The organism is Streptomyces sp. NPDC002088 (assembly GCF_040296605.1).
In the GTDB taxonomy this organism is placed as follows: Bacteria; Actinomycetota; Actinomycetes; order Streptomycetales; family Streptomycetaceae; genus Streptomyces.
In genome coordinates this window covers 86240-98125 of sequence record NZ_JBEOXO010000031.1, presented here as the reverse complement: position 1 = coordinate 98125, position 11886 = coordinate 86240, and the positions used below count along the sequence as shown (strand labels likewise).

The 11886-nt window shown below is 67.9% G+C and carries 7 protein-coding genes and 4 pseudogenes; 5 read left to right on the top strand and 6 right to left on the bottom strand.

Annotated features, from left to right (window positions below):
* Positions 1–138: 138 nt before the first annotated feature.
* Together ABT114_RS42360 and ABT114_RS42355 are read right to left on the bottom strand one after the other, a co-directional pair.
* Entirely contained in the window at positions 139–4122 is a 3984-nt protein-coding gene (locus tag ABT114_RS42360; protein ID WP_351150202.1) for a metallophosphoesterase, read from the bottom strand.
* A 468-nt stretch (positions 4123–4590) separates the two neighbouring features.
* Positions 4591–4809 (bottom strand): annotated as a pseudogene (locus ABT114_RS42355) (transposase family protein); the annotation flags it as partial.
* On the opposite strand from ABT114_RS42355, the gene ABT114_RS42350 reads away from it, so the two are divergent.
* The gene (locus ABT114_RS42350; RefSeq protein ID WP_351150200.1) at positions 4769–5152 is read left to right on the top strand and encodes an SDR family oxidoreductase; all 384 of its coding nucleotides are present in this window, start codon (positions 4769–4771) and stop codon (positions 5150–5152) included. The pseudogene ABT114_RS42355 and the gene ABT114_RS42350 sit on opposite strands and share 41 nt — an antisense overlap.
* A pseudogene (locus tag ABT114_RS42345) lies at positions 5070–5564 on the top strand (hypothetical protein); the annotation flags it as partial. The gene ABT114_RS42350 and the pseudogene ABT114_RS42345, both read left to right, overlap by 83 nt.
* Before the next feature lie 208 nt (positions 5565–5772).
* Here the strand turns inward: ABT114_RS42345 and ABT114_RS42340 are convergent.
* Both ABT114_RS42340 and ABT114_RS42335 read right to left on the bottom strand, forming a co-directional pair.
* A complete protein-coding gene (locus ABT114_RS42340; RefSeq protein WP_502988495.1) occupies positions 5773–6153 on the bottom strand; it encodes a phosphatidate cytidylyltransferase in 381 nt (126 codons plus the stop codon).
* Between the two features lie 50 nt (positions 6154–6203).
* Positions 6204–7070, bottom strand: a pseudogene (locus tag ABT114_RS42335) (GNAT family N-acetyltransferase); the annotation flags it as partial.
* 439 nt (positions 7071–7509) lie between these two features.
* Between ABT114_RS42335 and ABT114_RS42330 the strand changes: the two are divergent.
* The 3 genes from ABT114_RS42330 (at position 7510) to ABT114_RS42320 (ending at position 9827) form a co-directional block, all read left to right on the top strand.
* Positions 7510–7704 (top strand): hypothetical protein, encoded by a 195-nt coding sequence (locus tag ABT114_RS42330; RefSeq protein WP_351150195.1) that lies wholly within the window; start codon positions 7510–7512, stop codon positions 7702–7704.
* Between the two features lie 42 nt (positions 7705–7746).
* Positions 7747–8505 carry a pirin family protein gene (locus ABT114_RS42325; protein WP_351150215.1) on the top strand — a complete coding sequence of 253 codons (759 nt, stop codon included), beginning with the start codon at positions 7747–7749 and terminating at the stop codon, positions 8503–8505.
* A 545-nt stretch (positions 8506–9050) separates the two neighbouring features.
* Positions 9051–9827 (top strand): alpha/beta fold hydrolase, encoded by a 777-nt coding sequence (locus ABT114_RS42320; protein ID WP_351150192.1) that lies wholly within the window; start codon positions 9051–9053, stop codon positions 9825–9827.
* A gap of 77 nt (positions 9828–9904) precedes the next feature.
* On the opposite strand, the pseudogene ABT114_RS50775 reads toward ABT114_RS42320, so the two are convergent.
* Both ABT114_RS50775 and ABT114_RS42310 read right to left on the bottom strand, forming a co-directional pair.
* Positions 9905–10157: pseudogene (locus ABT114_RS50775) on the bottom strand (helix-turn-helix domain-containing protein); the annotation flags it as partial.
* A 114-nt stretch (positions 10158–10271) separates the two neighbouring features.
* Positions 10272–11408 (bottom strand): alpha/beta hydrolase, encoded by a 1137-nt coding sequence (locus ABT114_RS42310; RefSeq protein ID WP_351150186.1) that lies wholly within the window; start codon positions 11406–11408, stop codon positions 10272–10274.
* Positions 11409–11886 lie beyond the last annotated feature (478 nt).

Sequence of the window (11886 nt, the reverse complement as noted above, 5' to 3'; positions counted from 1 at the left end):
GGCCGGGCCCCCCCCCCCGGCCCGGGCGGGGCGGGGGGGGGGGGGGGGGGGGGGCGCCGGGGGGCGCCCCCACTCCCGGGGGCGCGCGGGCGTCCGCCGCCGGACGACGGCGGCTGGGCGGTGCCGGCGGTCAGCGGGTCAGTGCCGGCCCTGCGACTGGTTGAACCACTCGTAGTAGGGCGTGTCCGGGCCCCACTTGCCGGGCCGTCCCTGGGCGTCCTTCGTCACGAAGACGCTCGGCTCGGAAGCGGTGACACCTCCGCCGCCGGAGCGGGCCGTGACGAACCACGCGTGGGTGGAGCCGGGCTTGAGGTTCTTCCATGTCACCGAGGCGACTTCACCGGACTTGACCTTGGTTCGCCCGATGATGCTGACCGGGTTGTACAGCGCGACCGAGTCGGTCTCGAAGGTCGTCTTGCGGGTGTTGAGGTCGATCGGCAGCACCATGTTGTCCTCGGTGCCGTTGTACCGGTGGTTGGTGTCGTACTCGGTGGCACCGAACTCGTCGAGCAGCGGCGAGTACGTGTCGACGGTCAGCTCGGACCGGTCCACGTCGAACTGGAGCATCCGGAAGAAGCTCGCGCCGAACTGGAGCTGGTCGTCGGGCTTGTAGCCGCCGATCTCGGTGAGCCCGAGCCGGTCCGCGGACACCGTGTAGAACTGGTAGTCCGCGAGCAGCTCGACCACGTCGTGGCTGATCTCGCCGACCTTCGGCTTCACGTTGGTGCCCACGCCGTGTTCGTGGCCGGCGAGGATCAGGAACACGTTGGGGTTGTCCTGGACCACCGTCTTGTACAGCATCGAGCCGTCGGGCACGGAGAACGCGGCCCCACGGCCGTCGGGGTTGCTGCTCGGCGCGAGGTAGTCGTGCGAGAGCAGGATGCCGTTGCGGTCGGGGAAGCGCTTGAAGATCGAGTCGGCCCATTCGGCCTCCTCGCGCGTCACGCCGTAGGACAGACCGACGACGACGAAGTCCTGGCCGCCTGCGGAGAACAGGTCGTAGTGGTTCTGGTTGTCGCCCGCACGCCAGGGGCCGCCGTAGCTGGCGTGCTCCCAGCCCTGTGACAGCGCCTGGTAACGGTCGGGACCGTAGTACTGGTTGTAGATGGCGTCCGGACCGTTCTCGGTTCCCGACTGGTTGTCGTGGTTGCCCGCGATCACGCCGTTCGGGATGCCGGCGTCGTCCAGGATCTTCTGCTGCTCGGAGGACACCTCCAGCTCGCCGACGACCTCCTTCTGCGTGGCCTCGTCGGCGGGCTTGCGGATGTTGTTCTCGATGATGTCGCCGGTGTGGGCGACGTAGGCGATCTTCCGCTTGTCCTTGTTGGCCGCGATCCAGCGGGAGACATCCCCGTATGCCTTCTCCCAGACCGCACGCTCCTCAGCCGTCTCCTGCTCGACCGCGCCCTCGGAGAGGTACTGCGTGTCGGTGTAGTGGACGATCGAGAAGTCGTACGAGTCGGGGTCGGCGAACGAGTTCGCGTCACCGGCGTCGATGTCGTCGGCGAAGGGGTCCTCACCCGTCACCATGACGTGGACCTGCTGATGGTCGACGTAGGTGCCGTCCAGTACGGAGGTCAGCACTGTCTTGCCCTCGGCGGCGCCGCGGGCGCTGTTGACGACGTCCCACTGCTCGGTGTCGCTGTTCCACACCCGCAGCGCGGCGAGGCGCTCGGGGTCGATGACGCCCTCCCAGCGCAGCACCGGCTGGTCGACGTGGCCCTTCACCTGGACGTCGAACCGCTGGAAGGTGACGTCGGAGGAGGAAGGCGCGGCGAGTGTCGTGCCGTCGGCGGGCGCGAGACCCGCGGCCTTGACCTTCTTCTCGCCCTGGACCTTCAGCGTGGTCGGGACGGCGGTGGCCGTGCCCTGGTACACCTGGCCCGGGGTGAGGATCTCGGCCTCGGAGAACGTGGCGGTCACGTCACCGCCGTCGGGCTCGGCCACCTTCGCGGTCAGCTTGACGTTCGGGTCGGCGTCGGTGGTGCCGGACGCGGGGGTCAGCTGTGCGGGGGTGTCCGGAATGCCGGCGGAGGTGAACTTCACCTCGCGGGTACCGGTGTTGCCCAGGCCGTCGGTGGCGGTCACGGAGAGCGTGTGCGCACCGGCGGACAGGCCGGGCCCGATCTCGGCGCCGGCCTCGACCGCCTTCCCGTCGAGCTTGATGTCCGGGCCGCTCACCACGCCGGAGAGGTCCTTCATCTGGACGCCGAGAACGACCGACGCGGTGATCTTCTGACCGGACTTGGGGGTGCTGCTCGCGACCTCGGGTGCCGAGTTGTCGGTGGCCAGTACGCGGGTGGCGGTCTTGCCGGCCTTCGAGGTGGCGGCCAGCGTGTGCTGCCCGTCCTTGATCTTCGTGGTGTCGAGGTCGGCGCGGACACCCTTGGCCGGGCCGTCCACGAAGAACTCCAGGTCGACCTCGGTCAGTGGGTTGACGTTGTCACCACAGTTGCCGTCGCCGAAGCTGTAGGAGCCCTTGACCATCCGGCCCTCGGCGGTGCCGCCGGCCGGCGTCAGCGTGATCCCGGAGAGCGCGAAGTCGTCCCGGTTGTCGCCGCAGGAGGTGGCGTAGGTGCCGGTGACGACGTCGATGGTGTTCCAGCCGGGCACCAGCCACTCGTTGGGGATCGCCAGGTCGACGTGCCGGCTGACGTAGTCGGCGTCCAGCACGGTCTTCTGGCCGTTCACCAGGACGTAGTTCTGGTAACGGGCTTCGATCGAGTTGCTGCCCACGGTGAAGCCGAGGGCGGCGGTGCCGGAGCCGAGCGTGTCGGTGACCGCGACGGCCGGGGCGTCGATCGTGTAGTGCAGCTCGGCCTCGGTCAGGCGGCCGGTGGCGGTGCCGCAACTGCCGTCGCCCATCGCGTACGAGGCAGCGATGTTTTTGCCGGTGACGGTGGCACCGTCCAGGGCGAGGCCGAGGTCGGCGATGTCGAAGTCGTCGCGGTTGTCGCCGCAGCTTTCCTTGTACGGGCCGGTGACGACCTTGATCGTGTTGTCACCGGGCACCAGGTACCGCGCGGGTATCGCGATCTCTGTCCGCTGGCTGACCCAGGTGCCGCCCAGGTCGATCCGCTTGCCGTTGACCAGCAGGTGGTTGTCGTACTTGTCATCGAGCGAGTTGGCGCCGACATCGAAGGAGAACGTGGCCGCGCCATTGCCCAACTGGGGTGCGGAGACCGGCTTGTCGCCGTCCACGGTCAGCGAGGCTACCTCGCCCTCGGCGCCCGCCGGGAAGTCGGCGAACACCGACTGTCCGCCCATCACCAGCGTGCCGTCCTTGGGCAGCAGCCGGGGGGCTCCCGCGGGGGCGTTGTTGACGGTCACCTTGTTGGTGACCGTCTTGCGCGAGATGGTGGTCGCGGTGATGGCGTGCTCGCCGTTGGAGAGCTTCGTGGTGTCCAGGTCGCTGTGCAGGCCGGTGGTGCCCTGCGGGTCGCCGAGGACGAAGAAGCTCAGCGACGCCTCCGTCAGCAGCGTACTGTTGGACCCGCAGTTGCCGTCGCCGAAGGAGTACGTGTACTCGTTCTCCTCGCCGTCCGCGACCTCGCCGAGCAGAGTCAGCTCGATGTCGGACAGCACGAAGTCGTCGTGGTTGGTTCCGCACGAGGTCTCGACGGTGCCCGCGAAGAACTGGATCTTGTTCTCGCCCTTGACGAGGTGTTCGTTCGGGATCTCGATGGTGCCCCGCTCGTTGACGAGGTCACCGATGTTCGCCCGGTACTCGCCGTTGACGAGCACATAGTTCTGGTAACGAGCCTCCGTCGAGTTCGAGCCGACGTCGAAGCTGAGCCGCGACACCCCGACCGTCTTCTCGGCGTCGATCGTCTGCCCGTCGACGGCGACCGTGGTCACGGAGTCGCCGGCCTGGGTCGGCGTGGCCACGACCTTCTGGGTGCCCTCGAGATACGTCCCGTCGCCGGGGGTGAGGGTGGGCAGGGTCGTCGCGTTTTCGCTGGACGAGTCCGTCTTGTCCGTGGCGCGCTGGTCCGTACCGGTGTCGGCGTACGCCACCGTTACGTTTCCGGCCAGCAGGACGAGTGCGGTCAGGGCGGCACTTGCGAGCCGCTGTCCACCGGATCCACCAACCAACTGTCTTCGCCGCCGTGTTGACTGCATCAGCAGCTGTCCTTCCTGATCGCTCGAGAACGGAGGGCACACCGCGAACCGGATCGGGCATGCACATGATGAATCCTCGGTGACGCAGATGAACACCAATGATTCAGCTGTGAACGATCAGCGGAAGGATCTTCCGACAGAGGCTGCCGGGTCGCACCGCACGGTATGGCGGCCACCGCGCTCGACGGTGCCCTGGTTGGAAGGCATGAGACCCTGACGCTTGCCCAGGGGGCGAACCCGGCAGTCGCGGGTGCCGCGTCGTTGCCCGGAGCCGGGGTGAGGAGTTCGGCAAACTCCCTTACGAGCCAGGCAAGTTCGGTCATCTCGGGGCAGACGGCGGTGAGCTCTCTCAGGAGTTCGGCGTCCTTGTCCCGCAGGTTGCCGGGTCGGGTGAGGAGGAGGCGGGCCAGACGTTGCGGTGTGCTGACGGGCCGGTCGCCCTCGGGCCGGCCCTGGGTGATGTATCGCCAGGCGCCGCACCCGCACCGACACCACCACCCGGCGGCCGTCCACTGGCAGGTCCGCCACCGTGCGCCCGTGGGAGCCGTGCAGGCGCCTGGTCAACGTCCCGCACGTCGGGCACGGCACCGGCTCGCCTCGGGCCCGCGCCGTCACCCGGATCACCTCGCCCTGGTCCGCCACATCCTTGACGACCAGCGCCGACAACCCCGAAAACACCACGCCCACAAGGGCATTGACATCAACGACGCCGCATCCTTGCGCGCCATCACACTCAGGTCGCCACCGACTACGGGCCAGAGCCGATTATGGGACAGAGCCGTTTACTGATTTCGGCGTCTCGAGCGGGCCGACGCGCATCACCGTCCCGGGCCACGCCGCCTACGGCGCGGTCAAGGGCACGGTCGAGGTCCTCACCCGCTACCAGGCCAAGGAGCTCGGCGGACGCGGTACCCGTATCAACACCATCGCCCCCCGGAGCGACCGCGACCGACTTCGGCGGCGGCATGATGCACGACGAGCAGGTGCGGGCGTACCTCACCTCGCAGGTCGCGCTGGGCCGCGGGGATGAGCCCGACGACATCGGCGCGGCGCTCGCCGCGCTGCTCTCGGACGCGAACCGGTGGGTCACGGCGCAGCGTGTCGAAATCTCCGGCGGAGCTCAGGGGCGCCGGGCGGAGCCCGTCCGTCAGGGCGAGCCACCCGATATCACTGGCTCCGCCCATGATCGCCCGGACCGGCTCGAGCAGGTGCTCTCGACCGGCTCGACGGCCCAGCCGCCCGGCTCATCGTCGGCATGGTGGTCATCCATGCCGTGCGCGCCGCAGAAGTCGCCCGACTCGATCCGACCGACCCCGACCTGGCCCGTGGGACTCTCACGGTGCCCTTTCTGCAGGCCGGTAATCGGACTCCTCGCCGTCTGGGCGAGCGTTCGATTCCAAACTGCTTGCTGGAGAGGCGCTGCGGGGACCGAGGCCATCTGACCGCCAAGCGTGGGACGGGCGGCAGATGGAGGCATCGGACAGATGCTTTTGCGGGTGGCGGTTGGGGGCAAGGAGCGGCCGCACGATCGGCTGGGCGCACCTTTACGACGAATCCCAGGGCGTCGCTCCGGGCGGCGGCTGGAACTTCGAATCCCGCTCGATCAGCCGTTTGTCACCGAGTCCGCTGGTCGGCGAGGGACTTTGAGGGTCAGCGCAGGACAAGCAGGACGGCCAGTGCGATGAGAAGCGAGTCGATCCTGTCCAGCAAGCCGCCGGAGCCGGGCAGCCAGCGGCCGGCGTCCTTTGCCTGTGCACCTCTTTTGATCATGGACTCGAGAAGGTCGCCGGCCGGGCCGCCGACCGCCACCGCAACCGCCATCGGCCAGCTCAGCGCGGACAGCACGGCGAGCACGCCGAGGCCGGCCGCGGCCCCGGCCAGAGTCCCGCTCCACCGCTTGGCCGGTGACAGTGGCGACAGCCGCGGCCCGCCGAGCCCTTGACCGGCGAAGTACGCCACGATGTCGGCGATCGAGACCGCCACGAACAGCGCCAGCGCGCTCGCCCCGAGCGGCACCAGCGCGGCCAGCACACTCAGCCAGGCCAGTCCGAGCAGGCCGGCGCCGAGCCGGCGCTGGCCATGGTTGAACCGGTGCCGACCGCGAGCGTCTCCGCCGACAGCGCCCGAGCCGTGGCGATTTCCGCCAGCAGACCCTCGGCGCCGGCCGGCGGCGAGGTCCGGGCAGCCCAGGCCGGATCTTCCGCGAGCGCCGCCCGCACCCCGGGGGCCGGCGGGAACCAGGCGTCCAGCACGTCCGCCGCGACGATGTGATGGCGCCGGTGCAGGGTGCGGAAGTCCGGGCCGATGGCGGTGAACGAGGCGCCACCGTGTTCGCAGCCGTCCGGCCCGGCTGCGAACGCCATGTCCAGCCGCCAGTCCACTGCGGACCCCAGACGCTCCAACGTGCTCCCGTACCGTTCCATCGCGAGCTTCGTCAGCTCGGTCACGCTGCCGGTCAGCACCTCGAACGTCAACGCACCGCTGTGGACGGTACGGCCGACCGGGCGCAGGCCGACGGCCAGGTACATGTCGAGCAGCTCGGTACGCCCCATCGCCACCACCCGGCGACCACCCCGGGCGGCGATCCAGCGCAGCGCCGCGTACATCAGCAGCGGTGCCGCTGCGGTGGCCCGCCAGCGTGGCTCGACAGTGAGTATGCGTACCTCGAACAGATCGCTCTCGGTCAGCAGCGGCAGCTCGTCGCGGGTCAGGTACTTGTCCAGCGCGTACCGCCCCAACCAGGACGGAGTCAGGCTGACAAAGCCGATTCGGGCCGTACCTCGCGCCGCGACCAGGTAGACGTTATCGCCGTCCAGCCCGTCGCGAAGCCGTCCGGCCGGATCCGGCGTATGCTGGCCCAACTCCTGTGCGTACACCCGGTGACGTAGTTCGTAGATCCACTCCAAATCCTCTGGAGTGGCAACGCGCAGCTGCAGGTCACGCCCCATAAGCACCTCTCTCGACGCGGGGTGGGCGCTCCATCGTCGGGAACACAGACCGGCCGCGTCAGGGCCGAGCGACCCAACCAGCCTGAGTACGCGTACTCAAGCGCAGCCGTCTCGCGCATGCACCGTCCACGGAGGTTTGTGGCAGCGATCAGGGCGAAAACGCGCGGATGCTCCCACGTAACCTCAGACGGCGGCCGTCATGGGGCCGGTGGTGGGTCGCACGGTCCGGGGCGTGGAGGTTCGCTCGCTCTCGTCCAGGAGACCGGCGGCAGCATGGGGACCGTGTAGCGATTTCGGGATTACTCCAACGGCACGGCTACAGCCGCGGTGCCGCATGTACTCTTCCAGCCGAACATTCGCGTGCCCACTATCGGGCGGCTGGCGAAGTGTCAGGGATCCATTTAGCGTGGAGCTGCCAAGCGACGCCAGGGGAGGATCAGTGGATGATCTCCAGTACAAGATGGTCATGGCATTGAGCGCTGCGGACCTCGGTGAGCCTCTCTGTGAGCAGGTGGCCGGGATCTGCGCCGAGATCGCCGAACAGCACTGCGCTCAGCTTCATGTCGACGGCCGGACCTCTGGTGACGTCGTGCCGGAGATCCCGGTGCCGATTCCGTCGAGTGTCAAGTTGTGATCACCAATACGGGACAGATGAGGAGCGGCAGTGACCTCGGCGATACAACCGACTGTCGATGTACGACGCAGTGAGGAACGGTTCAACACAAGGCTGTCGTGGCTCGACTCGAAACACTCTTTCTCTTTTTCACGCCACTTCGATCCCCGGAATACTCATCACGGTGTACTGCTGGTGAGCAACGATGACATCGTCACCGCGGGGAGCGGGTTCGAGACTCATCCGCACCAGGACATGGAGATCGTCACCTGGGTGTTGCAGGGGTCTTTGGTGCATCAGGACTCCACTGGGCACTCCGGGTTGATCTATCCGGGTCTGGCTCAGCGGATGAGTGCGGGGACGGGCATCCTGCATTCGGAGAAGAACGACTCGTGGCGTTTGGAGGGCGGCAGTACCCATGCCGACCCTGTGCACTTCGTGCAGATGTGGGTGGTGCCCGACGAGGGTGGAATCACACCCGGGTACGAGCAGGTGGAGATTGACGGCGAACTGTTGAGCGGTGGCCTGACCACTGTCGCTTCCGGCATGGACAAACATGCCAATTCCTCTGCCATCCGCATCCGGAACAAGTACGCCGCACTGCACGCTGCACGGATTCCCTCGGCTGGCCACGTCACGCTGCCTGAAGCCCCCTTCCTCCATCTGTTTGTGGCAAGGGGGAGCGTCACACTGGAAGGCGAAGGAGTTCTTGCCGAAGGTGATGCCGTGCGCTTCACCGCGACCGGTGGGCAGAGAATCTCCGCCGAAGAGCCTTCGGAGATTCTCGTGTGGGAGATGCACGCCAGTGTCCGAGACTGGTAGCCGAGGGACAGCGAGTATTCCGAGGCCGACCCGTCCCGTTCAAGAAAGGCTGCTCCAAGTCGGCCACAGCTCCCGCTTGCGGGCCGGTCGACGCTCGCGACGCAGGAGCCGTCGCCCTCTCTGCTCTGTTCGCCGCCCCAGCGGGCCCGTCAGCATCCGCACATGGCACAGCGGGGCGGTGCCGCCACGGACGGCGAGCAAGAGGACGAGGGGCTTCGTCCAAGGAACCTTGCACTGCCATGGAAATGCAGCCGGCGAGTAACGCATCCGCCCGTACCATCCATGCATGCGCCGTTGGGTTCTCGGCTGTAGAAGCTCCGACGAAACGGCATGAACGTGAACTCGTCCCAGAGCCGTGAGAGCGGGTCCGACTTCGGTGCCCTCATGCCGGTGAGCATGCCTCACGGGTAATTCTTCGCCGAAATGCTCACCGGTCCGGTTCACCTCCGCGCTGGTCGTTGCCCCCTGTACCCGGCACGCACCCTTGCGGACGAGCCCCGGCGCGGTGGCGAGCGTGACGCTGGACGGTGCTGATAGAGACCTCCGTGGCGGCGCTCGGGAACCGCCGCGACCACAAGAGCTGGCAGCCCGCGATCGAGGCTGACCTCTCTGCGTCCTTCACTGTGGTCTCGTATGACCGCCGCGGCCATGGCCAGAGCGAAAAGGTGCCGGGTCAGGGCACTTGGAGGCAGGACGAGGACGACCTTGCGGCGCTCATCGAAGGGCTAGGAAACGCCCCCGCGCATGTCGCGGGCGTTTCCTTCGGCGCGTCGATCATCCTCGGCCTGGCCGCACGCCGGCCTGAGCTGTTCCGCAGCATCGCGGTCCACGAGCCACCGTTGGTGGGGGTCGTGGCCGACGATCCGGAGGCCATGGCACAGCTGCAGCCGACGATGGCCTCCATCGATGCCGTGCTGGACCACCTCGGCGAGGGGGAGAACGAGCAGGGCGCACGCCTGTTCGTGGAGGAGGTAGCCCTGGGCCCCGGCATGTGGGACCAGCTGTCTGCTCCCCTACGCGAGATGTTTGTGACCTACGCCCAGACATGGATGGACGAACAGACTGACCCGTCCTGGGCCGCACTGGACCTCGACGGACTCTCCGCCTGCACCGTGCCGGTCATGCTGAGCCGCGGCAGCGTAAGTCCCACCTGGTTCTCGATGGTCTTGGAACGGCTGGCCGCGGTCCTGCCGCAAGCACAGCGCCAGACCTTCGAGGGTGCGGGTCACATCCCGCACGTCACGCACCCACAGGAGTACACGACCGTCCTCACCGGGTTCATCAGGGCAACAGGAGCCGACGAACGCGGGCCCGGCCAGTGATCCACCGCGCGCTGCAGAAGGGCTCGACGGAGACGAAAGGCGCGTCGCCGGCAGCTCCTGTCCGGGGAATCACGTGACACAGCGAGTTTGGTCTGCAGGTGGGGGCCCAGGCGGCAGCCGTAGCCGCACGGGTCCTTGGAACGCAGCGCCTCGGGTCCGCCCGTCTTGAAGGCGCGGTACCACTGGTAGACCGACTTCTCACTCACCCGTAACTCCCGGGCTGCACTGGACTTTCGTGCTCTCCTCGAAGAAGTCAATGGGCCGCATCCGTCCCCCTTCCCGGCGCCTGCGCTGCTCGGCGGTCAGCCCGCCCCCGTCCGGATACCGCATGCTTGCGGCGTACCAGTCCGGACCGACCGCGTCACCGGTTGCGACACAGATCCAGACCCTGAGACGCCGAAACCAGCAACCTCAATGCCGTACGGCCTTGGGCCTGGCGTCGGCTCAGGAGACGACGCTCGCCATCGCGCCCCCGCCGGTGGCGACGCCGCCGTGTGGCTTGGGTGAGGAGAAGGGCGGCGTGTCCTGTCGGCACGTTGTTCCGGGCGGCGGGAGGGTGCCGTCGATGAAGTACCGGCTCTCGTATGCGTTGATGCAACTGCTGGAGTTGATCAGTGCGGTGTGCCCGTACCCGTTGTTGGTGAGCAGGCGGGCGTTGGCCAGTTCTTTGGCCATGGCCTGCGCGCCCGTGTAGGGAGTGGCGGGGTCGTAGGTGGTGCCGACCACCAGGACGGTGTGCGCCGTGGGGTTGTTCCACGGGCCGTGGTACCGGTGGGCGGCTTGGGCCGGCCAGCTGGCACACGGCTCCGTGGCCCAGGTCCAGAAGCGTCCGGCGTCACCCGCACGGGTGGCGCCGGCCTTTTCCAGCGTGTGATAGACAGCCGGGTCACGTGGATTGGGGCTGTCGCCGCAGAGCACGGCACCTGCCTGTTCGTCGCCCGTGTACGGATTCTGATTCGGGACCGGGGGCGGGGACGGGGGCGCTGACGGCTCCGGGACGCGGCCCTGCGACAGTTCCTGAAGTCGGCCGGCGAGATCCGTCCATCCGGGGTGGACGACGTAGAGACTGCTCACTACGTCACCGACCGTCCTGGCGTAGGTCCACGTGCCCACCGGATGCTCCCGCAGGCGCTGCATCAGCTGATCGAACTTGTCGCGGGTCGCTTTCTGGCTGCCGGCGGAGAAGGCGCAGCGGGCGGTGGTGGTGGATCCGCACAGGGTGAGGAACTGGTCCAGGGTTGCCGCTGCGCTGCGGTCCGAGCCCATGCGCAGGAATGTCGTGAGCCGAGGTTCGCTCTGCGAGGCGTGGTTCGTCCAGGCCTGCGGGTCGATGTTGCTGTCGAGGACCATGGCGCGGACTTTGCCGGGGTAGAGGTTGGCGTAGGTGGCGCCCAGGAACGTGCCGTACGAGATCCCGAGGTAGCTGAGCTGCGGGTCGCCTACCGCCTGGCGGAGCAGGTCGAGATCGTGAGCGGTGTCGGGGGTCGACACGTGGCGCAGGAGCTCGGGGTCGTGCTGCTGGCAGCGCTGACCCAGATCTTTGTACGCGGCGATCCAGCTCGCCCGCTGTTGTTCGCCCACTGGGGAAGCCGGCCGGTTTGCTCGCAGTCCAGGCGGCGGCTTCCTTTGGACTGCGGAAGCAGTTCACCGCGGTGCTGTTGCCGATCCCGCGGGGGTCCCAGCTGACGATGTCGAATCGCTCCCGCGCCTCCTGCGGGAAGGACTCGTAATTCTGTGGCATCTGCACCGTTCCAGGCCCGCCGGGGCCGCCGGGGTTGAAGAACAGGGTGCCGATGCGCCGCCCGGGGTCGGTTGCCTTCCGCCGGATGACTGCCAGGTCGATGGTGCGGCCATGGGGGTCGCTGTAGTCCAGCGGTACCTTGGCGGTGGCGCAATCGAACTGGCTGCCGGGTATGCAGGCACTCCAGTCCAGCCGCGGGACGGTCACCGACGGTGACGGCGCACCATCGGCCTGAGCAAGTTCCGGTCCGGTGAATATCGTTGAGCAGACCACCGTCGCGGCGAGGGCCGCCGCATAAAGCCTGCGGCCCTCGATGGA